Raw genomic sequence first — 22871 nt, forward strand, 5'->3', positions numbered from 1 at the left:
TCAAGAGTTAAGTTCTTAACCAAATCAATCGCGAAACAAGGGCTAATCTCTAGATTTTTTAATCAAAAAAACCAGGTGATTTACCTAAAAAAATGAATAAATAACGTCAAAATTAATTTAATAGTTTCAAACTCTTATTGGTTTTTTATGTAAAATGCAGGTAGGCATTTTACCTGAAAGCCTTACCAGGCCTGGTAAGTTAAAAATATTTATAAATTATTTTGCTCTTACGTTGACCTTAAGTCTAAAAAACTATATAATTCCGCCTTCGCTAAATTAGCGGCTTATTAAAAAGAATTTAGATATCCGGGAGATATAGAATGTACGCAGTTATTAAAACCGGTGGTAAGCAGTATAGAGTTCGTGAAGGTCAAGTACTACGTATTGAATCACTAAATGCAGAAGCAGGTGATGCAATTGAATTTGACGAAGTATTGATGGTAGGTGAAGGCGCTGATGTTAAAATCGGTACTCCTGTTGTTGAAGGTGCAAAAGTTGCAGCAACTGTTGAATCAAACGGTCGTGGCAAGAAAGTAACTATCATCAAGTTCCGTCGTCGTAAGAACCGCTCTAAGACTAAGCAAGGCCACCGCCAAAACTTCACTGAAGTTAAAATCGGTAAGATTTCAGCTTAATATTTGAATCAAAAACGGCTGTTACTTCTTAATAGGGGGTAACACTGTTAAAAAAAGGACTATACCATGGCTCATAAGAAGGCAGCAGGTAGTACTAAAAACGGTCGCGATTCTAATGCCAAGCGACTAGGTGTGAAAGCATTTGGTGGTCAGCAAGTTTCTGCTGGTAGCATCATTGTTCGTCAGCGTGGAACTAAATTCCACCCTGGTGAAAACGTTGGTCGCGGTAAAGACGATACCTTATTTGCGAAAGCAGACGGTGCAGTAGCATTCGTTTCTAAAGGTAAGCCTGTACGTACTTACGTAACAATCGTATCTGAATAATTTCAGTTTCAATTGTTAATAAAACGCCCCGCTTAGACGGGGCGTTTTTGTATGTAAAAGAAAAATGATTAGCTTGTGATTTGAGACTTAAAGTCGACATCAATAAAAGCTTTTTTAATAAAGCTTTGCTAAAATATTTTTCATAAAAGAGATGTCTATACACGACTGTGTTAGTCATTAAAAATGATTTTATAAACTGATTATTGGCTTCTAAAATACTGAATTTAGAGATGAATTAAGTGTTCTAACTAGTCAGGTTATAAAATCAAAAAAAACAAAACCTCACAACACTGTGTGGTAATCCAAAGGAAAGGTGCATTCATGCAATTTGTAGATGAAGCTAAAATTCACGTAGAAGCAGGCCGTGGCGGAAACGGAGTGGTGAGCTTTCGCCGAGAAAAATACATTCCTTTTGGTGGCCCAAACGGTGGTGACGGTGGTGATGGCGGTAGTGTTTATCTACTGGCTGACCGCAACTTAAATACACTGGTAGATTTTCGTTTTACCAAACACTACAAGGCACAAAATGGCCAGGGCGGTATGGGTCAGCAAAAAACAGGTTGTGCTGGTGAAGACTTGGTTATAACGGTTCCTGTGGGAACAACGGTTTATGATGTCAATGCAGATCAAGTGATTGGTGATTTAACTGAGCATGGTTTTAAATTAATGGTTGCAGAAGGTGGGTTGCACGGTTTAGGAAATATTCACTTTAAAAGCAGTAAAAACCGTACACCACGACAATGTACTCCCGGTGAAGATGGTGAAGAACGTGAATTACGTTTAGAACTTAAAGTATTGGCTGATGTAGGTCTATTAGGTATGCCAAATGCGGGTAAATCGAGTTTAATTACCTCTGTTTCTGCGGCTCGACCTAAAGTTGCTAACTATCCTTTTACCACGCTATACCCTAATCTAGGTGTGGTTGCAGTCTCTCCTGAAACGAGTTTTGTTATTGCTGATATTCCCGGTCTAATTGAAGGGGCTGCGGAAGGTGCAGGCCTGGGAATTCAATTTTTAAAACATCTATCGCGCACAGGTTTGTTATTACATGTTGTGGATATTGCGCCGATTGATGGTTCAGATCCCGTTGAAGACATTAAGGTTATTCAAAAAGAGCTAGAAAAATACAGTGAAGAACTTTCTGGCAAAGAGCGCTGGTTAGTGTTAAATAAAACCGATTTATTACCAGCTGAAGAAATCGATGAGCTTTGTCAGCGTATTGTTGAAGAAACCCAATGGCAAGGTGAAGTTTATCAAATCTCCGCCGTTCAGCGTGATGGTACTCAAAAGTTAGTTAATGATATTGCTTACAAACTTAACCAAAACCGTATTGAAGCTCAGGAAGAAGAAGCTCCGGTTCGTGCGCAAGTCGACGAAGACTTTGATTTTTAACATTAAACTATTTTATAAATTTCATAAACCGTCTTTTACAGGGTGCTTAAAACAAGATGCAACGATCTGATTTAAAAACAACCAAACGTTGGGTAGTTAAGATAGGGAGTGCCTTATTAACTAACGATGGTAAAGGATTAAATCGTGAAGCATTAGCTCGCTGGGTCGAGCAAATGGTTGAGTTAAAAAAACAGGGCGTTGAGGTTGTGCTGGTTTCGTCAGGCTCAGTTGCCGAAGGCATGAAAAGACTTGGCTGGGAGACTCGTCCAAAGTTATTAAATGAGCTACAAGCCGCAGCTTCAGTTGGTCAAATGGGTTTGATTCAGGCTTACGAATCTAAATTTTCAAGGTTTGATATTCACTCTGCTCAAATATTAATGACGCATGATGATTTATCTAATCGTAAGCGTTATTTGAATGTTAAAAATGCCATTGAAACTCTTTTAGAATATGGTGTTGTGCCGATTATTAATGAAAACGATACCGTTGTAACGGATGAGATTCGTTTTGGTGATAATGATACGCTGGCAGCTTTAACGGCTAACCTTATCTCTGCAGATGTTTTGGTTATTTTGACTGATCAAAAAGGACTTTACAACGATAACCCTCGCGAAAACCCAAAGGCAGAACTTATCTCTGAAGCACAAGTGAGTCGTAAAGATATTGAAGCGATGGCAAGTCCAGAAGGTGGGGCTTTAGGTAAAGGTGGTATGTACACTAAGGTCATGGCTGCTAAGCGTGCAGCACGTTCAGGAACAGCGACGTTAATTGCTTCCGGTCATGCAGATAATGTTTTACCAAGATTGTTTAATGGGGATTCAGAGGGGACGTTATTGGTTCCAGATTTAGAACCTTTAACCGCTCGTCAGCAATGGTTAGCAGGTCATTTGCAAGCTAAAGGCACGCTTGTTTTGGATGAGGGTGCAGTTAAAGTTTTACGTTCTTCTGGTAAGAGTTTATTGCCTATTGGTGTAAAGTCTATGCGCGGTAATTTTCAGCGTGGCGAGATGGTGGTTTGTTATGATGAATCAGGTCATGAAGTGGCAAGAGGTTTAATCAACTACTCCTTTATAGAAGCCAATCAAATTGCGGGACACCCTAGTCAAGCGATTGAATCCATTCTGGGTTTTATTGAAGATGAATCCTTAATTCATCGCGATAATATGGTTTTGTGCGAATAAAGCTCAAACCTTGTCTTTTCTGTTCTCTTTTTAATCTTTTTTTCTTTATCTTCTTGAATTGTAAAGATTCGCCCTTATATTTGTTGACACAAGCCGATAGATAGCTAAAATTATTAGCACTCTCGTTATAAGAGTGCTAATTTAGAAATATGCTGCTTTAATTTTTACTAAACAAGTCAAGATAAAGTCGCTTTAAAGTTTGCGCTATTATCAACATTATTAAACTTTTAGGAGAAACCTATGAACATTAAGCCATTACAAGATCGCGTTGTTATTCGTCGTGTAGAAGAGCAAAAAGAATCTGCAGGGGGAATTATTCTTCCTGGTTCAGCGCAAGAACAGCAAAATATGGGCGAAGTGATTGCTGTAGGTCCTGGTAAGGCATCTGATGCAGGGACTATTATTGCAATGACGGTTAGCGTTGGCGATAAAGTGATGTTCGGTCAGTATTCTGGTCAAGAAGTAAAAGATGATGCAGGTCAGCCTGTGATGATCATGCGTGAAGACGATATTATTGCGATTATTGACTAATCATACTGATAGTCAAAGATATTTAGATTAAATATTCAAACAGAATTAAGGAATTAGTAAGATGGCAAAAGACGTCAGATTTGGTATAGATGCACGTGAGAAAATGGTTGAAGGTATTAACATTCTTGCAGATGCAGTTAAAGTTACTTTAGGACCTAAAGGTCGTAATGTTGTTTTAGAAAGATCTTTTGGTTCACCTTTAGTGACTAAAGATGGTGTAACTGTTGCACGTGAGATTGAACTTGAAGATAAGTTTATGAATATGGGTGCACAGATGGTTAAAGAAGTTTCTTCTCAAACCAACGATGTCGCTGGTGACGGTACAACAACGGCAACCGTTCTTGCGCAGTCTATTGTTCGTGAAGGAATGAAATCAGTTGCAGCGGGTATGAACCCAATGGATTTAAACCGTGGTATTCATAAAGCGGTTTCAGCCGTGGTTGCAGAAATAAAAGAGATTGCTCAGCCATGTACTACTTCTGAATCGATTGCTCAGGTAGGTACTATCTCTGCAAACTCTGATGAAGCAGTAGGAGCAATGATTGCGGAAGCAATGGAACGAGTTTCAACTGAAGGTGTTATCACTGTAGAAGAAGGTTCTTCACTGCAGGATGAACTTGTTGTAGTAGAAGGTATGGAATTTGACCGTGGTTATTTATCGCCTTACTTTGTCACAAACCAAGAAAAAATGGTTGCTGAGTTAGAAAATCCATTTGTACTTCTTTATGATAAAAAAATCTCAAACATTCGTGATTTACTACCAACCTTAGAAGCGGTTTCTAAAACAGGTCGTCCACTATTAATTATTGCTGAAGATGTTGACGGTGAAGCTCTAGCAACATTAGTTATCAATAATATGCGCGGAATCGTTAAAGTTTCTGCTGTTAAAGCGCCTGGCTTTGGTGAACGTCGTAAAGCGATGATTCAAGACATGGCTATCTTAACGGGTGGAACAGTAATCTCTGAAGAAGTCGGTCTATCATTAGAGTCAGTCACTTTAGATATGCTAGGTGAAACTAAGTCTGCTGTTGTTGGTAAAGATACAACTAAATTAATTGATGGTGCAGGTTCAAAAGACGATATTGAAGGTCGTTGCGCACAAATTAAATCGCAAATTGCGACCACAACTTCTGAATACGATTCTGAAAAATTGAATGAGCGTTTAGCAAAACTTTCTGGTGGTGTTGCGGTACTTAAATTAGGTGCAGCAACTGAAATGGAAATGAAAGAGAAAAAAGATCGTGTTGACGATGCTCTTCACGCTACTCGTGCAGCGGTGCAAGAAGGTATTGTTGCTGGTGGTGGTGTTGCTTTGGTTCGTGCTTTATCTAAAGTAGAAGTTCAAGGTGAAAACGATGACCAAAACGTAGGTATTCAAATTGCATTACGTGCAATGCAAGAGCCAATGCGTCAAATTGCGGCTAACTGCGGTTTAGAAGGTTCTGTTATTGTCAATAAAGTAATGGAAGGTGAAGGAAACTTTGGTTTTGATGCGTCTAAAGAAGAATACGTAGATATGATCGAATCAGGGATTATTGACCCTGCTAAAGTAACGCGTTCTGCACTACAAAACGCAGCCTCTGTTGCTGGTTTAGTCCTAACAACCGGTGCAGCCATTGCTGATTTACCATCAGATGATGGTGCAGCAGCGGATGCGGCAGCTGGTGGTATGGGTGGAATGGGCGGCATGATGTAATTTTTGGTTGAGAAGCCCATTTTTACGCCATCTTCTGCGTTGATAATTTACTTTCGATGTTCATGGACGTAAATGGACATAATGTCCACTGCGCTTCGGTTTAAATTATCGCCTTGAAGCTAACGCAAAACGGTTCTTCTCAACTCAAAAATTTATACCGCTTAACTCAAAAGTTTTCATTTTTGATTTAAAGCTCGAATTTACATGTTAAATTCGGGCTTTTTTAGTATTTAAACCCTTAAAATTTAGAATTGATTCAAGTTACCAGGCCTGGCACTAGTGTCCGGAATAATATTTCAGTACCACAATTCATATACCAGCCTCCCATAGCGGAAGTTGGTATTTCTTAAACTCTTCCCGTTGTTGTTTTCGCCTAAAGTATTCACTCTGCTGAATAGGTCTTTCAAACAACCCATGAGCAAGCCGCCAAAACGTTACTCTCAACGGTTCTGCTGACTTATTTTTCATCTGTTCAAGCTTAATCAATAGATACACAATAAGGGCTGATAGCACTTGGATACGAACAGCATTACTGTTTTGGCCAATGAAGCTTTTGATTTTGAGGTGTTGTTTAATCCATTTAAAAAATAATTCAATTTGCCAGCGTTGCTTGTATAGATGGGCAATCTCTTGAGCTGAACGCTCGAAGTCATTGGTAATCAATACCAATTCACCTTTATTATCGTCACGTTTGACAACAACACGGCGCATCTGGAATTGACCAAGACGTTTTTTCTGGCTTGAACCACTAAACTCAATGCATTGGTCTTCAAGAATATGAGGGGCTTTTTCATCGAGTTCGTAGGATTGTATGACGGTAATTGCCGCTCTTTTTTTCAAACGACAGACCAGCTGGATTTTTTGGTCATTGAGCTTTTTCCACCAGAGGTAGTCTAAGTACCCTTTATCCATCACATAGGTTGAACCTGGTTCTAAATTCCACTCTCGTGCTTGAGTAATATCAGGAATATTGGCCTGTGTGATTTCAAAACAAACAGGGACTTGGTTGGATAGTTCTAGTTGCATATGCAGCTTAAAGCCTGTGACTCGAGAACCTTGTACTGCCCAGTCAAAACCTTTACCGAGCAGTTGAATTGGAGAAGAGTCTATTAGATAGGTAAAAGCGTGGAGTTCTTTTCGTAATTGTCGATTCACACCAGCCATGAGTTGTTGGCAAAGTGCTTGATAGACATCAGCAGAGCGTTTACGGTTTGCTTCAGATAATGTGCTGCGTTTCAGCTCTTTTACGCCTAAGTGGTAGTGGTGAGAGGATTGGGCGTTAAACCCTTCAACCAACTGGCGTAATGATTTAGTGCCACTAAGTTGTGCGTACATCATCGCGACTAATTGATTCCAGCTACTAAACCCTTTGGCGTGTTTGTCGGTTTGATATTGATGAACAAGTGATTGAAAAGTGGTACGAATGGGTTTTAAAAATTGGGCAAATCGGGTAGAGTTAAACATAGCCGTAATCTCATTGTTTTTGAAGTCTATTTCGTGGTGGAAATACTTCTATCCTAGGAGTTACGGCTTTTTTGTCAAGGCTTTTAATATTTATTCCGGACACTAGTGCCAGGCCTGGTAACTTGAATTGGTTTTTATCCAAAAAAGATAGCCATTATGGAAAAACACCCTGTTTTATATTCTTATCGTCGTTGTCCTTATGCTATGCGTGCTCGAATGGCAATTGCTTTTTCTGGGGTACAGGTTGATTAAAGAGAAATTGTTTTTTGGGAGAAGCCAGAACAGATGTTGTTGGTTTCACCTAAAGGAACGGTTCCGGTTTTAATTTTACCTGGTGGAAAGGTCATTGATGAAAGTCGAGATATTATGCTTTGGGCGTTAAAGCAAAATAAACAAGCTAACCAGGCCTGGTTGTTTGATGATAATGCAGAAAAACAAGCTGAATTAAATGCATGGATTGATGCTTGTGATAACAAATTTAAAACGCATTTAGATCATTATAAATATGCAGACCGTTTTCCTGAGTTTTCACAAGATGAGTATCGAGAACAGGGTTGTGAGTTTTTAAATACCATAGAACAACAGCTTAAGGTAAACCAAGAATTAGTTTCTGAGAATTCTGGATTTGCGTTAATTAATAATAAGCTATCCATGGCAGATATCGCCTTATTTCCATTTGTTCGCCAGTTTGCTAATGTGGATAAAGCTTGGTTTACGCAATCAGAGTTTATTTTTGTTAGGCGTTGGCTAGAACAGAATTTAGCTTTGAGCTACTTTCAAGCCATTATGAAAAATCGTCCTGTTTGGAACGCTAAGCATCAACCATTATTGGTTGATGAACCCGAAATTTTATTTAAAAATCAATTTGTTGCTAAGGCAGAACAAAGCTAAAATTCCGAAAATAACCCCCTGTTTTTATATTGGCTTAATAACAATATATATGGCAAGGTAAATAAACGAGTAATCACTTGATCTAATTAGGAGGATTAGGTGGAGTATATCCGTTCTAAATCATTGTTTATTTTTATTATGTTGGGCGTTTTAATTCTCCTAACATTTTTGCTGTGGCAGCGATACACAGCGGAAGTAGAGCAATTTTCCGAGTTGCAGCAGACTCTAATAGAGCAGCAAGCCTACCAATCGGCTAAAGATTATAAAAAAACAGATCAATCTCTATCGAAACCAAATGACGGCAGTAAGCTTAGATGTAACTTGGTTAAGAAGTTTGTCATCATTTCAACAGATAGAGTCTATTCAAGAAGCAATGCATAATCGTCTTAAGCTGTATTTTCCTAGTATGTATGCATTTTCTTACAAACTTTTAAAACTCATTTTAAATATTTACCTAAAATCCCTTTATTTTAAATGACTTAGACCTGAAAACAGACCCCTGTTTTTTTCATTAACTCGCATTTCAATTGCAGATGAAAACGGTGAGCAAATAGGGGGAGATATTGATCTATTTATCTCTAATATCTGTCAGTCGGATATTTCTAAACTTGCAAAGATGTTTAAACCAGACGTGCCCTATTTTGATTACGAACCCTATATTCATGCTAAAAATGGTGCTTACCATTTCGACATGATGATTCCTGCTTTTATGCAAGGACAAAAATTAGTCTTATTCATGAGTTTTAAGGCTCCTATTCTCAGTCAAATACTTAAAGAACACATTATTTCTGAACACCCTGTTTTCTTAGTGCGTAAAGATATTCCTGATTTAATTGAGGTAACATCAAGTGCGGTAAGAGAAGAGTTAAAACGGCCTATAAAATTAAACGCTGGTGAGATTAGCCGAATAGGTGCAACCTCATTTGTAGACTACACAAAATGGAAGGTCGTCGTCATTGAAAATGCAAAAGTGATGAATAACTTTAAACATGAGCGTCAGCTTGATATGGCGATTATCTTTTTGGTTTTATTTGTGTTCTGGGCAGCAGTGACTTGGTTAGGGTTACATTATGAAAATAGGCGAGGTACGTTATTATCCAAACTATCTCATCAATCTCTTCATGATGCTTTAACAGGTTTAGTTAACCGACGAAAATTAAATCAAGAGCTTTCTTTTGCGATTCAAGAAGCGCATGATTTTAAGTGCTTTAGTGTGATACTCTATATGGATTTAAACGGTTTTAAAGAGGTTAACGATAGTTACGGCCATGATGTTGGCGATGCCTTATTAATAGAATTTGCAAAAAGGCTAAAGCAGCTTACCAGGCATCACGATGTGGTAGCAAGGTTAGGTGGTGATGAGTTTGTGGTTTTATTAAAAAATCTAGGGAGTTCTCCTGAAGAGATTCAGGGTGCAATAGAAGATGCATTGAAGCGTTTTGAAGTTAAACTTAATGCTAATTATGATTTGGCTGGTATTAATCAATCATTAAAATGTATACCGAGTATTGGTTCGGTTGTATTAGATAATCATATTCAAAGTGTGGATGAGATCTTAAAACGAGCAGATTTTAAAATGTATGAGCAGAAGAAAGCGTTTAAAATATAAATAGGGGCTGTCCTAGATAACCCATCACTTAACCTTCTTTAATATTGAGTTAAATACTCTTTTAAAGTTATGTAAATCAACCAGGAGTACAAATGTCTGAACATCATCACCATAATGTGAGTGGTAAAAATCTTTTTATCACGATTATTTTAAATATCATTATTACTCTATCGCAAATTATCGGGGGAATTATTTCAGGGTCTCTTGCCCTGTTAAGTGATGCTTTGCACAATTTTAGTGATGTACTAGCACTCGGTATTGCCTATGTGGCAAATAGGCTTGCTGCCAAAGATAATACAAAAGAGAAAACCTTTGGCTACAAGCGTGCGGAGATTATTGCGGCACTTTTTAATGCATCGGTACTTATCGGCATTGGTATCTTTTTAATTATTGAAGCTTTTCATAAGTTTTATCATCCAGAGCCTATTAATTCTGTATGGGTCATTGCTCTTGGTTTGCTAAGTATTTTGCTTAATGCGGCAAGTGTTCTGCTTGTAAAAAGCGATGCTCATGACAATATGAATATCAAAGCCGCTTATTTACATCTATTAACGGATGTCATGACAAGTATTGCCGTTGTTGTTGGTGGCTTACTTATGTACTATTTTGAAATATTTTGGGTTGATCCACTGGTTTCAGTCATCATAGCCGTATATTTAATTTGGGCTTCTTTTGGGTTAGTAAAAGAAAGTTCAGCGATACTGATGCAGTTTACTCCAAAAGAGATTGAGTTAGATTCAATCGTTAATACCGTTGTTCAAGAATCAAAAATTGATAATGTACATCATATTCATGTATGGAAACTCGATGACCATCGAATACATTTAGAAGCGCACTTAGATTTTAATGAAAATATTACACTTCAAGAAGCAACCGAAGTTATTGAACGGTTAGAGCTAACTTTAGCGGAAGCATTTGATATTACTCACACTACATTTCAATGTGAGTACAACCGGTGTGATAATAAAGAAATCGTACAAAAATAATTTGGGTATCCGTATTTTGTGATTGATTATCCAGTATTTTAAAAATTAACCACGAAGACACAGAGGCACGAAGGTTAAAAAAACAAATAAAAGTGATTAGAAAATCATAGCCTAACGATCTTAAGTTATTTCTATAAGCTCTGTATTTGTAAAGTTTAACAGCGATTAATTTATTACGTTTAGTTTGGTTATTCGTTAAATTTAAGTTGGTATTAGTATTAGAGACCTTTGCACGAGATAGGTGCGAAAGAAAAATGAGGGAAAATTTGCCTGATTGCGGCGCAAAACGCAGGGAATAGCTAGCTATTCACAAGGTTTTCAACAAAAATCAGGTGGATTTTAACCATTTTTACTCGTGCATACTCTCGTGCAAAGGTCTCTATTAGAAACCTTCGTGCTTTCGTGTCTTCGTGGTTAAAAGGTTTGTTTAATCAGATAGCACAGAGGCTGGTAAACTTCTGCAATAAAATATTTTTCCTTAATTTGGTCACATCTTTGGTACCCGCTTTACTCGTAAAAGCTCCTTATCATTATAAGAATGATTTCATCCTAAAAAAATTCAAATTAATGTGATTATAGTTGTCAAAAGTTTTATTCAATTGCTGGATGCTTGTAAAATAGCCATATCTAGCTAAAGCGTAATTAGGAAATCAAATGTCAGAAGTAAAAGTAGGAATTGTAGGTGGAACAGGTTATACCGGTGTAGAGTTGCTTCGTTTGTTGGCAAACCACCCAAATACAGAGGTTGTAGCGATTACTTCGCGTAGCGAAGCTGGTATGCCGGTTGCTGAGATGTTTCCTAATTTACGTGGTTTTTACGATTTAGCTTTTTCAGAACCAAGTCTTGAAGTACTAAAATCTTGCGATATTGTATTTTTTGCAACACCTCATGGTGTGGCAATGAGTATGACGCCCGAGCTTGTTGAGGCAGGTGTTAAGGTTATTGATTTGGCAGCAGATTTTAGAATTAATGATTTGAATGTTTGGGAGGACTGGTATGGAATGCCTCATGCGTGCCCATCGATTATGGATGAAGTGGTCTATGGTTTGCCTGAGCTTTTCCGTGAAAAAATTAAGACTGCCCGTGTGGTGGCAAATCCAGGGTGCTATCCAACAGCGGTTCAACTTGGCTTTCAGCCTTTATTAAAAGCGGGCCTAATCGATATTGACCACTTAATTGCGGATGCTAAGTCTGGGGTTAGTGGAGCGGGTCGTGGTGCAAATGTAGGCACTTTAGCGGCTGAAACCTGTGAAGGTTTTAAAGCGTATGGTATTAATGGTCACCGTCATCTTCCTGAAATTGCACAAGGGTTAAACCTTATGGCGGATGCTAAAGTCAATTTGACCTTTGTACCGCACCTTTTACCAACCATTCGTGGCATTGAAGCAACGTTATACGGAAAATTAAACAAAAATATTTCTCAGCAAGAACTACAAAACCTATTTGAAAATACATACGGCGAAGAACCTTTTGTAGATGTCATGCCAGCGAATAGTCAGCCGGATACACGTTTGGTGAAAGGCTCAAATATGTGTCGTATGGCGGTTTACCGTCCAACAGGGGGTGATGTGGTTGTGGTAACGTCTGTTATTGATAACTTGGTTAAAGGTGCAGCCGGGCAAGCGATTCAAAATATGAATATTATGTTTAATTTAGATGAAGATGCTGGCTTAAACCAAGTCGCCTTATTGCCATAAACCTACAAATAGTCTCTATACTTTTTTTGTTATAATAATTTTTTGGCTACATTTTTTGAGTTAGTAAGGAGCAACCCTAATGATTAAGGTCGCTTAACAATGCTTGTGAAGCTCAAAACTATAAAAATATAAAAGGAAACAGAAATGTCTGATATTCCAAAACCACTAGATTTTACCGAAGCAGCAGCTGATAAGGTAAGCGGGTTAATAGAAGATGAACAAAATCCAAACTTAAAGTTAAGAGTTTATATTACAGGCGGAGGTTGCTCTGGTTTTTCTTATGGGTTTACCTTTGACGAAACTCAAGCTGATGACGACACCGTTGTGACGAAAGGTAATGTTACTTTATTAGTAGACTCAATGAGCTTTCAATATTTGGTAGGCGCTAAAATTGATTATTTAGAAGATCTTCAAGGTGCGCGCTTTGTAATAGAAAACCCAAATGCAACGACAACATGCGGGTGTGGTTCATCGTTTAGTGTTTAAAGTTAGCACTGTTATAAACTTTTAGAGACTTTTGCACGAGTTGGGAATGTAAGAAAAAAGTGAAAGAATTCTTAAAATTTAAGATAGAGAATTACGGCTTTTTTTAACCATTTATCGACTTGTGCAAAGGTTTCTTGTATTTCTCTTAATGCTCTAAAATGCTTTTAGAGTGTATTATTTTAGAGCATATTATTTTTAGGGCAATCTATGCAGTATATTCCCGGTCTGGCAGGTGTTCCAGCCACAGAATCTAAAATCTCTTATATCGACGGCCAAAAGGGTTTATTGACCTATCGTGGATATGATATTCAAGAATTAGCAGAATTTTCTTCTTTTGAAGAGACTACGTTATTGCTTCTGTTTGGTGATTTACCTACAGCGGATGAACTTGAACGTTTTGATAAGTTGCTTAGAGATAACCGTCGTATTAAATATAATATTCGTGAGATTATGAAAAACTTGCCTTCAACAACCCATCCAATGCACATGTTGCAAGTGGTTGTAGCAAGTTTGGCAAGCTTTTATCCAAGTACTGAATATATGAAAGGTGGCTTTGAAAACCAAGACTATATAAACAGTGTAACGGTAAAAATTATTGCTCATATGGGTACTTTGGTAGCCAATTGGGAGCATATTCGTAATGGTTACGATCCCATTGAACCTCGTAAAGATCTTAATTACGCAGAAAACTTTTTATACATGTTAACCGGTGAAGAGCCAGATAAAGATTGGGCTCGTATCTTAGATGCCATTTTAATTTTACATGCTGAACATACTATTAATGCTTCGACTTTTACTACGATGGTTACCGGGTCAACTTTAGCTAATCCTTGTTCGGTTATTTCATCGGCAATAGCTTCATTGTCTGGCCCTTTGCATGGAGGCGCTAACCAAAAAGTGATAGAAATGTTAGATGAAATTGGTTCTCCTGAAAATGCCAGAGCTTATGTTGAAGAGCGTTTAGCGAATAAAAAGGTTATTTGGGGAATGGGGCATCGAGAGTATAAAACAAAAGATCCACGTGCGAATATTTTGCAAAAGCTTTCAACAGAGTTATTGCTTAAAAAGTCTAATGCTGGAGAATTGAGTAAATCGTTTGATACCGCAATGGAAGTAGAAAAAGTTTGTGAAGAGCTTTTAGGTCATAAAGGCGTGTATCCAAATGTTGATTTTTACTCAGGGATTCTTTACAAAGAAATTGGTTTTGATCCAGGTCTATTTACCCCGATATTTGCGGTAGCTCGTTCTGCAGGCTGGATGGCGCATTGGCGTGAGCAGTTGCAGAACAACAAAATATTTAGACCTACTCAGGTTTATAAAGGTTCAGGCAAGTCGTGTTATATTCCGCTTGAAAAGCGGGGTCAAGGTGACAACGAATTATTATAAAGTACCTTGTTTTCTAATATTTGCTAATATCTACTAAAAATAACTAGAAATGAAAAAGCTCAGTTAATTTCCTGGGCTTTTTTCGTTTTTGGTGGTTTTGTTCATTAACTTTTATTCATTAACTCTCTTCATCGACTCTTGCAAAAGTCTATAGGGTATTTAAGGGTGCCAAATACCACCTAAAACCGCATCTCTTGTCGCACCGGTTACAGCAGATAGCGCAACCGTTCTATTTTCAATTCTTTGTTTAGCTAACCAGCCACACATCATCGCTTCAACAGCATTTGGGTTAATTTTAGCTTGTTTAGAACTAAGCACTTTATAATCGGGTAAATGGTGTTGTAACCTTTCTAGTAAAAAAAGATTATAAGCTCCACCCCCAACAATCCAAATATTAGGCACGATTGATTGCGACTCTAGTTCTTTTGACCGCGGAATAGAGTGAATTTGTTCTGCAATGCTTTGAGCCGTTAATTCACATAAGGTTGCCAGCATATCCACACTGGATAATTTGAGCTTATTTTCATTAAGAATCTCTTCAATCCATTGGTAGTGAAAGGTCTCTCTACCTGTGCTTTTTGGATGCGTTTTAGAAAAATAAGCGTGGTCTAATAGATGTTTTAATAGATTAGTATTTACAGTGCCTTTACGAGCATTTTCTCCACAAGGATCATACGGTATATTTAGTTCTCTCTGACAAGTTTCATCCATCAAAGCGTTACCTGGCCCGGTATCCCATCCAACAACCTTTTCATGACGGATTTTTCCAGGTAGATAGCTAATGTTAGCAATGCCACCAATATTAACCACAAAACATGGTTGGGCTTCTTCAAACACAGCCTGGTGAAAGGCGGGGGCAAATGGAGCGCCTTGACCTCCTAAAGCCATGTCATCCACTCTAAAGTCGGCTGCAGTAGTAATGCCGGTAGATTTGGCAATAAAAGCAGGGTGTCCTATTTGTAATGACATGGGCACTTCGGGCGCATGATAGATGGTTTGTCCATGACTTCCAATTGCGGTAACATCGATTGGATTAATATCGTTTTTTAAAAGAAGTTTTTTAGTTGCCTTGCAAAAAACATCTGCTACCTGCTTTTCGAGTTCACATAGTTGTTTTAATGCAATATTAGGCTTTAGGTTAAGCTCAATTAACGCCATCTTAAGGTCAGGGGATAAGGGGATGGAGATAAAATCGATTAGTTGAATTTTTTGTTGTGCAGTAGTTATTAACGCCGCATCTACTCCGTCGGCACTGGTGCCGGACATTAAGCCAATGAAGTAGTGGTTTTGCGACATCTATTCAAAATTCCTAACAATTTGAGTAGGTGCGTCTAGGCGGTTAAGCTGGGTAAGAAAGAAATGACTTTTTTTCTTAAATTCATTTCTATATTTTTTAGGAACTGGACCGGCAGCGGGAAATTTCACTTTTAATGGGTCAACATGTTTACCGTTAATACGGAATTCATAGTGTAAATGCACTCCGGTTGCTAAACCTGTTTGCCCCATATAACCAATGACATCACCTTGTTTAACAAATTGACCTCTTCTATATTTACCAAACTTATTAAGGTGACCATAGACGGTTAGGTATTTCCCTGCATGTTGTACTTTGATGTAATTTCCATAACCGCGGGCTTTACCACGAGCAACAATTTTACCGTTACCTGTTACATGAATAGGGGTATTTAAGGGTCCACCATAATCAACGCCGCGATGAGATCGCCATTTTTTTAAGATAGGATGAAAACGTCTTGGTGTAAATTTAGAGGTAATACGAACATAATCCACCGGCGCTCTTAAAAAAGCTTTTTTAAGGTTGTGGCCTTTGTCATCGTAAAAGCCGATGACTTCTTTATTTTTACGTAAGATAAACGCATTGTGAACATTTTGACCTTTATTTGTGGTGATTTGCGCGGCCAGAATATCTCCATCACCTAGGTACTCACCATTAAGGTAACGGGTTTCGTAGATTACTTTCAGTGTGTCGCCCTTGCGAAGCTGACGAATAAAATCAATATCCCAGGCAAACATGTCAGCGATTTGCATAATGCTTTTTGCACTTAACCCAGCTCGTTTAGCGGCTAGATAAAAAGGGCCGTTAATCGTTGCAAAAGCGGTCTCTGTTCTAATTTCAACCTTAGCTTTCTTCTCATGAATTTGATAGCCGTTGTCGGTTTTTATAACTTCATAGGCCAGAGTTTTGCTTTTTGGATAGAGAATTCTTTGTAATTTGTCGTGTTTATCCACCCAAATTTTTAACTTGTCACCGACTCGTAAGTTGGTAATTAAGTTACTGTTTTTTAAGTGCCCTAGGTGGTAGGTCGTAGAAGCATTGATGTTTACTCTGTATAAAGCGGTGCTTAATGAATCATTTTTACCAATCTTTACGGTATGTTCTTGCCAGTTAATTTCTTTTGATTGATCTTTTGCCTCCGCGGTTGCCTCATCTGTTGTTTTCTTGTCGAAACCCTTATTAATTTCAGGTAGTGGAAGCGTGATTGTTTTTAGAGGCGCGTTTGCTAGAGCAGAGAGAGGGGCTAAGCTCATGCTAAGAATCATTAAGGCGAAAGTGTAGGTGATTTTAGTGGAGTTAGAGGACATAAGCCTGTTTTTCATGTGAGTTCTTATTTTATTTGAAGTTTAAATTAATCACGCACATTATAACGAAATGAAGCCTAGGTAACACTAGCTAATATGAACTAATATGAGCTAATACTAGAATCGAAATCTTTTAATGATGTTTTAAGCTTTTTTAAGGCTATTTAAGTCTATTGTATGCAGATATTTATGAACGTCCTTTAACTTCAATAATAATTGAAAAATTATCTTCATGTTGGTTTGTCGTCAAAAGTTGATGTTTATTGACTTTACACCAACTAGCAATGTCTTTTTCTGCACCAGGATCGGTGCAAATAATTTCAATGGTTTTACCAGGCCTGGTACTTCTCACTTGTTGCTGTAATTTAATCACCGGCATTGGACACTTTAATCCTTTAGCATCAACCTGATGGTCTATTTTAAATTCAGCAGTTTGATTGTTTTGAGTTGTCATTATTAAGCCTTTTTAATCAATAAAAGAGTTTTGCCCTTGGGTGAAAAGGGCTTCTAAAAACCGTTAAATTTTTTGAGACAGGTTTTTTCGTTAAAAAAGTAGGCGTTACCTGTTTTTGGTTATTTTTGACAATACAAAATACGTTATAATTACGCAAATTTTTTAACCAAAAATCGTGTTTTTGAGTGTTTTGATTTTACAACGAATTGAAACTCAATAAATAGGGTTTGAAAGACCATGAGAACTTTGTAGGAGTGAATTTACTTTTGCAAAGGTCTCACAAGATATTCTTTAAAGAGGTTTTGACTGTGTCGGCACAAGCAGCAACAGATATTCGTACATTTCAAGGGTTAATTCAAACCCTACAAGCCTATTGGGCAGAACAAGGCTGTGTGGTCATGCAGCCTTACGATAATGAAATGGGGGCGGGTACTTTTCATCCATCTACATTTTTAAGGTCTATTGGCCCAGAACCATGGCGCGCAGCTTATGTCCAGCCATGTCGTCGTCCAACAGATGGGCGTTACGGTGAAAACCCAAATCGCTTACAGCACTATTACCAGTTTCAGGTAATGTTAAAACCTTCTCCAGATAACATTCAAGAATTGTATTTAAATTCATTAAAAGTAATGGGTGTTGATCCGCTTGAACACGATATTCGTTTTGTAGAAGATAACTGGGAATCCCCTACGCTGGGTGCTTGGGGATTAGGTTGGGAAGTGTGGATGAACGGCATGGAAGTCACGCAGTTTACCTATTTTCAACAAGTAGGTGGTTTAGAATGCCGACCTGTTACCGGTGAAATCACTTATGGACTTGAGCGTATTGCTATGTATTTACAAGGCGTTGATTCGGTTTACGATTTAGTTTGGGTTGATGGCCCTGCTGGAAAGGTCACTTATGGTGATGTTTTTCATCAAAATGAAGTCGAAATGTCTACCTATAACTTTGAAAAAGCCGATACCGATATTTTGTTTAGAACCTTTGATGAGTGTGAGCAAATATTTGCCAAGTTAGTTGAAGATAAACTTCCCCTTCCGGCCTATGAACAAGTATTAAAAGCTTCGCATGCTTTTAATATGTTAGATGCACGCCATGCAATCAGTGTGACAGAACGAGCCCGTTTTATTGGTCGAGTACGAACTATGGCCAGACAAATTGCAGAATCTTATTATGAAGGGCGTGAAGCATTAGGGTTCCCGCTAGTTAAAGATCAATCTCAGGAGGCTAAATAATGAGCGTTAATACAGAAACATTTTTAGTCGAAATTGGAACAGAAGAACTTCCTCCAAAAGCGCTTAATAAATTAGCCAACGCGTTTGCAAGTGGTATTGAAAACGGTCTAAAAGATGCTGAGTTGAGTTACGGTAACGTCACGATTTACGCAGCGCCTCGTCGTTTAGCGGTAATGATTGATGCTATGCAATTAAAGCAAGCGGATAAAGTGGTTGAACGTAAAGGTCCTGCAAAAAAAGCAGGTTTTGATGCCGACGGAAATCCAACCAAAGCCTTACAAGGTTTTGCTCGTGGTTGTGGTGCCGCAGTTGAAGACTTGGTAGAAATTGAGACTGACAAAGGTATTTGGATGGCTTACAACCTTGAACAAAAAGGTCAGCCAACCACGGCATTGTTAGCGGATATTGTTAACCAATCATTAGCTAAACTTCCCATTCCTAAGCGTATGCGTTGGGGAGATTCAGATGTTGAGTTTGTGCGTCCTGTCCATTGGGCAATGATGTTACTAGGCAGTGACGTCGTTCCGGCAACGATTTTAGGTCACACAACGTCTAACACCACTAAAGGTCACCGTTTTCATGCACCAGGCCTGCTAACTATTTCTAAACCAAGCGAATATGCTGCTAAATTAGCTGAAGAAGGTTATGTTTTAGCCGATTTTGCTGCACGTTCAGCAAAAATTGAACAACAGGTAAATCAAGTTGCACAACAAGCGGGTGGTACAGCAGTCATTGATGCTGATCTTTTAGAAGAAGTCACCGCATTGAATGAGTGGCCAACAGCGGTCGTCGGAGAATTTGATGAATCTTTCTTAAGCGTGCCTTCAGAAGCTTTAGTTTCAGCGATGGCAGGTCATCAGAAATATTTTCATATGTTAGATTCTGATGGCAAACTTATGCCAAACTTTATTACCATTAGTAACATTGAAAGTTCAAATCCAGCTTCTGTCAAATATGGTAACGAACGTGTGATTCGTCCGCGTTTAGCCGATGCGAAATTTTTCTGGGATCAAGATCGTAAAAATCCATTAGATGACTTTTTACCACGTTTAAAAACCGTTGTTTTCCAACAGCAGTTAGGGACCTTGTTTGATAAAGTTGAAAGACTTGAAAATCTTGCTGTAAAAATTGGTAAACCGTTAGGGGTTGATGGCGCTTTGTGCGAAAGAGCAGCACGCCTATCTAAATGTGACTTAATGTCAGAAATGGTGGGTGAATTTCCAGATTTACAAGGTGTTATGGGGCGTTATTACGCTACGGCTCAAAATGAGCAAGCAGACGTTGCAGAAGCGATTGATGCACAATATCAACCTCGTTTTGCAGGGGATGATTTACCGAATTCTGCGGTAGCGCAAGCTTTAGCCATTGCGGATAAGCTGGACACTATTACCGGTATTTATGGCATTGGCCAATTACCAACTGGTGATAAAGACCCATTTGCTTTGCGCCGTGCAGCGCTTGGTTTATTAAGAATCATGATTGAGAAAAATCTCGATTTAGATTTGCGTCTATTGATTCAATTCAGTTTAGATTCGCATGAACAAGTGCAAACAAATGATCAATTAGTTGATGATATTTATGATTTCATTATCAGTCGTTTACGTGCTTATTATGCTGACCAAGGAATATCATCTGAACAATTTGAAGCGGTAAGAGTTTGTCGTCCAGCGCATCCAATTGATTTTGCTCAACGTATAGAAGCGGTTAAGGAATTTAGTCAGATGGAAGGCGCAGAGAGTTTAAGTGCCGCTAATAAACGTATTAGTAATATCTTAAAGAAAGTTGATGGTTCAATTACAGAAACGGTTAACCCTGCGTTATTTACGGAACCGGCTGAAACCAATTTATGGAATGCTTTAGATGCTTTGCGTGAGACGGTTAGCAATCATATTGCAGCACGCAATTACATTACCGCTATTTCAGAATTGTCTACCATTCGTGATGCGGTAGATAACTTCTTTGATGATGTAATGGTTATGGCTGATGACGAAGCCGTTAAACAAAATCGTTTAGCATTGTTAAATCAGATTTATCAGCTATTCTTACAAGTCGCAGACATTTCACGTTTGTAGACAGAGCGATAATTAGATTTTGATTATTACGGCTATGAAATTAAACTCCCGCAATTGCGGGAGTTTTTATATTGAATGCACATCTATTTAGTTTTATAAAAGTCAAAGATTAAGGATAGCAATGACTAAAATTATTGTTTTAGATCGCGATGGTGTGATTAATCATGATTCAGATGCGTTTATTAAATCCCCAGATGAGTGGCTGCCCATTGAGGGAAGTATTGAGGCGATTAAACGTTTGAAACAAGCCGGTTGGATTGTTGCAATAGCGACAAATCAATCAGGGATTAAACGCGGCTACTATTCTCGTCAAACACTAAGTATGATGCATCAAAAATTTATTGACCTGCTTGATGGCGAGTTAGTCGATTGGATTAGTTATGCACCTTATTTATCAGAAGATAATTCACCCGCGAGAAAGCCTGGAGTCGGAATGTTACAAGCCATTGAAAAGCGTTTTAATTGCAATTTGAAAAATGCACCTATGGTGGGCGATACCAAGGCGGATATGGAAGTCGCTCTTGCTAAATCAATGCAGCCTTATTTGGTTAAAACAGGTAAAGGAGAACGGACTTTGGCAAAGGGTGATTTACGTTTACAATCGATTCCTGTTTATGACAATTTAAATGCCGTTGTGGAGGCGTTATTAGCATGAAAGTAATTTGGTTTATTCGCTCAATTTTGTTCGCAATAGGACAAATTTCAACGTTAGTGGTTTTTTCATTAGTTGGGCAGTTAACTCGTCCATTTTCGTTTAAAACACGTTACCAATTTATGCACTATTGGGCTAAGTTTTGTTTAGTGTGGGTTCGTTGGACTTGTGGGGTTAAGTATCGTGTGCATGGAGCTGAAAAAATTAACCCAAAAGAAGCTGGCTTAATCCTTGCTAGACATGAGTCAGCATGGGAGACGTTTGCTTTTCAGGCGATTTTCCCAAGACAAGCTTATGTGCTAAAGCGTGAACTTCTTAAAATCCCATTTTTTGGTTGGGGTATGGCGTTGCTTAACCCTATTGCTATTGACCGTGGGGCAGGTAGAAAAGCGTTAAACCAATTGATTAAAGAGGGAACTGAACGACTACAGAATGGTGATTGGGTAGTCATTTTCCCTGAGGGGACACGGATGCCGGCTGGAGAGCTTGGTAAAATCAATATTGGTGGGGCAATGTTAGCCACTAAGGCGAAAGCTCCGGTGTATTTAGTGGCACATAATGCCGGTACCTACTGGCCAAAGAACAGTTTTATTAAACAACCCGGCACCATTGATGTGTACATCAGTGGGCCTTTAAATGTGGCAGAGATGTCTGCTTCTGATGTTAATCAACAGATAGAGAATTGGCTGAGTCAACATTTAGTAACCGAAAACATGGTTGCAAAAGAGGAGACGGCTAAAACGGAATAAATGAGTAAATTTGCCACAATATTAGGAATCTTGATTGGCTCAATTATTTTAATATTGAGCATGATTGATTACCAACAAGGCCAGTTCATCTATGCTTTTCTTAATTGGCAGGGATTAGTCTTAGTTTTAGGTGGTACATTTGCAGCCATTCTCATTAACTACCCGCTTGGTCAAGTGGGCTGTGTCTTTAAAGGTTTTGCCAAGGTTCTAAGCTCTGAACCTGTGGGTTATAATGATATTATCGAAGAGATGGTCAATCTCAGTCATATCTCAAAACAAAAAGGTCTATTGGGCATAGAAAACCAAATTGACCTTATTGAAGACCGCTATTTTCAATTTGCCCTAACTGAAATGTTGGTTTACCAAGATGTGACCATTCTTCGTGAAAGTCTAGAAAACCGTCTCTTTAATATGCGTTTACGTCATTTATCTTGCCAAGAAGTTTTTGGTAATATGGCTTCTTATGCCCCCGCTTTTGGCATGATGGGTACTGTCATGGGGTTGATTATTATGATGACCACTCAGGTGGCGGATACCGGTAATCCCTATGGAGGGTCTAATGGCCAAGATATGTTGGGCGGGCTATTAAGTGGTATGGGATTGGCATTAGTAACCACTTTTTATGGTGTTATGTTTTCTAACCTAGTGTTTATGCCCATTGCAGGCAAGCTTAAAGTGTTAACCGATGCCGAGGTTTTACGCAATGAAATGATTATTCAAGGAGTCATTGCGTTAAAAAATTCTGAAGCCACCTTGTTAGTAAAAGAAAAACTGTTAGCCTACGTGAATGAGAAGACTAAACAAAAGTTTGAATCTTTAAGGTAAGGGGCAA

The 22871-nt window shown here is 38.4% G+C and carries 22 protein-coding genes; 18 read left to right on the top strand and 4 right to left on the bottom strand.

Features of this window, described 5'->3' with window-relative positions:
- Positions 1–320: 320 nt before the first annotated feature.
- From rplU to groL, 6 genes are all read left to right on the top strand, one after another.
- Positions 321–635 (top strand): 50S ribosomal protein L21, encoded by a 315-nt coding sequence (gene rplU / locus BS34_RS0101475; RefSeq protein ID WP_029406785.1) that lies wholly within the window; start codon positions 321–323, stop codon positions 633–635.
- A 66-nt stretch (positions 636–701) separates the two neighbouring features.
- Entirely contained in the window at positions 702–959 is a 258-nt protein-coding gene (gene rpmA, locus BS34_RS0101480; protein ID WP_029406786.1) for a 50S ribosomal protein L27, read from the top strand.
- A gap of 321 nt (positions 960–1280) precedes the next feature.
- Positions 1281–2351 (top strand): Obg family GTPase CgtA, encoded by a 1071-nt coding sequence (cgtA, locus tag BS34_RS0101485; protein ID WP_029406787.1) that lies wholly within the window; start codon positions 1281–1283, stop codon positions 2349–2351.
- Positions 2352–2407: 56 nt separating this feature from the next.
- Entirely contained in the window at positions 2408–3532 is a 1125-nt protein-coding gene (gene proB, locus BS34_RS0101490; protein ID WP_029406788.1) for a glutamate 5-kinase, read from the top strand.
- Between the two features lie 240 nt (positions 3533–3772).
- The gene (locus BS34_RS0101495; protein ID WP_029406789.1) at positions 3773–4063 is read left to right on the top strand and encodes a co-chaperone GroES; all 291 of its coding nucleotides are present in this window, start codon (positions 3773–3775) and stop codon (positions 4061–4063) included.
- Positions 4064–4124: 61 nt separating this feature from the next.
- Positions 4125–5759: a chaperonin GroEL gene (groL, locus tag BS34_RS0101500; protein WP_029406790.1), complete on the top strand. Its 1635-nt coding sequence runs from the start codon at positions 4125–4127 to the stop codon at positions 5757–5759.
- A gap of 309 nt (positions 5760–6068) precedes the next feature.
- Here groL and BS34_RS0101505 read toward each other — a convergent pair whose 3' ends face one another.
- The gene (locus BS34_RS0101505; protein WP_051640610.1) at positions 6069–7223 is read right to left on the bottom strand and encodes an IS4 family transposase; all 1155 of its coding nucleotides are present in this window, start codon (positions 7221–7223) and stop codon (positions 6069–6071) included.
- 258 nt (positions 7224–7481) lie between these two features.
- Here BS34_RS0101505 and BS34_RS12085 point away from each other — a divergent pair, with 258 nt between their 5' ends.
- From BS34_RS12085 to BS34_RS0101540, 7 genes are all read left to right on the top strand, one after another.
- On the top strand, positions 7482–8114 hold the full coding sequence (locus BS34_RS12085) for a glutathione S-transferase (protein ID WP_255327155.1): 633 nt from the start codon (positions 7482–7484) through the stop codon (positions 8112–8114).
- Positions 8115–8213: 99 nt separating this feature from the next.
- Positions 8214–8495 (top strand): hypothetical protein, encoded by a 282-nt coding sequence (locus BS34_RS0101515; RefSeq protein ID WP_029406791.1) that lies wholly within the window; start codon positions 8214–8216, stop codon positions 8493–8495.
- Between the two features lie 235 nt (positions 8496–8730).
- On the top strand, positions 8731–9723 hold the full coding sequence (locus BS34_RS0101520) for a GGDEF domain-containing protein (protein WP_029406792.1): 993 nt from the start codon (positions 8731–8733) through the stop codon (positions 9721–9723).
- Positions 9724–9815: 92 nt separating this feature from the next.
- On the top strand, positions 9816–10709 hold the full coding sequence (locus BS34_RS0101525) for a cation diffusion facilitator family transporter (protein WP_029406793.1): 894 nt from the start codon (positions 9816–9818) through the stop codon (positions 10707–10709).
- A gap of 654 nt (positions 10710–11363) precedes the next feature.
- Positions 11364–12407 (top strand): N-acetyl-gamma-glutamyl-phosphate reductase, encoded by a 1044-nt coding sequence (argC, locus tag BS34_RS0101530; protein WP_029406794.1) that lies wholly within the window; start codon positions 11364–11366, stop codon positions 12405–12407.
- 144 nt (positions 12408–12551) lie between these two features.
- Positions 12552–12893, top strand: a complete 342-nt coding sequence (gene erpA / locus BS34_RS0101535) for an iron-sulfur cluster insertion protein ErpA (RefSeq protein ID WP_029406795.1) — start codon at positions 12552–12554, stop codon at positions 12891–12893.
- Between the two features lie 207 nt (positions 12894–13100).
- Positions 13101–14279 (top strand): citrate synthase, encoded by a 1179-nt coding sequence (locus tag BS34_RS0101540; RefSeq protein WP_029406796.1) that lies wholly within the window; start codon positions 13101–13103, stop codon positions 14277–14279.
- A gap of 159 nt (positions 14280–14438) precedes the next feature.
- Here BS34_RS0101540 and BS34_RS0101545 read toward each other — a convergent pair whose 3' ends face one another.
- The 3 genes from BS34_RS0101545 to BS34_RS0101555 all read right to left on the bottom strand — a co-directional run bounded on the left by BS34_RS0101545 (position 14439) and on the right by BS34_RS0101555 (position 17331).
- Positions 14439–15575, bottom strand: coding sequence for an anhydro-N-acetylmuramic acid kinase (locus BS34_RS0101545; RefSeq protein ID WP_029406797.1), 1137 nt, complete (start codon positions 15573–15575; stop codon positions 14439–14441).
- Positions 15576–16826: a peptidoglycan DD-metalloendopeptidase family protein gene (locus BS34_RS0101550; RefSeq protein ID WP_106379957.1), complete on the bottom strand. Its 1251-nt coding sequence runs from the start codon at positions 16824–16826 to the stop codon at positions 15576–15578.
- Between the two features lie 238 nt (positions 16827–17064).
- Positions 17065–17331 (bottom strand): sulfurtransferase TusA family protein, encoded by a 267-nt coding sequence (locus tag BS34_RS0101555; RefSeq protein ID WP_051640624.1) that lies wholly within the window; start codon positions 17329–17331, stop codon positions 17065–17067.
- Between the two features lie 308 nt (positions 17332–17639).
- Between BS34_RS0101555 and glyQ the strand changes: the two genes are divergently transcribed.
- The 5 genes from glyQ (at position 17640) to BS34_RS0101580 (ending at position 22864) form a co-directional block, all read left to right on the top strand.
- Entirely contained in the window at positions 17640–18566 is a 927-nt protein-coding gene (gene glyQ, locus BS34_RS0101560) for a glycine--tRNA ligase subunit alpha (RefSeq protein ID WP_029406800.1), read from the top strand.
- Positions 18566–20638 carry a glycine--tRNA ligase subunit beta gene (gene glyS / locus BS34_RS0101565; RefSeq protein WP_029406801.1) on the top strand — a complete coding sequence of 691 codons (2073 nt, stop codon included), beginning with the start codon at positions 18566–18568 and terminating at the stop codon, positions 20636–20638. Before glyQ ends, glyS begins: the two co-directional genes overlap by 1 nt.
- A gap of 121 nt (positions 20639–20759) precedes the next feature.
- Complete coding sequence (gmhB, locus tag BS34_RS0101570; RefSeq protein WP_029406802.1) at positions 20760–21293, top strand: D-glycero-beta-D-manno-heptose 1,7-bisphosphate 7-phosphatase; 534 nt, start codon at positions 20760–20762, stop codon at positions 21291–21293.
- A complete protein-coding gene (locus tag BS34_RS0101575; protein WP_051640625.1) occupies positions 21290–22039 on the top strand; it encodes a lysophospholipid acyltransferase family protein in 750 nt (249 codons plus the stop codon). Before gmhB ends, BS34_RS0101575 begins: the two co-directional genes overlap by 4 nt.
- Complete coding sequence (locus BS34_RS0101580) at positions 22040–22864, top strand: motility protein A (protein ID WP_029406804.1); 825 nt, start codon at positions 22040–22042, stop codon at positions 22862–22864.
- Positions 22865–22871: the final 7 nt, after the last annotated feature.

It is taken from the genome of Thiomicrorhabdus sp. Milos-T2, assembly GCF_000702325.1.
Taxonomy (GTDB): domain Bacteria; phylum Pseudomonadota; class Gammaproteobacteria; order Thiomicrospirales; family Thiomicrospiraceae; genus Thiomicrorhabdus.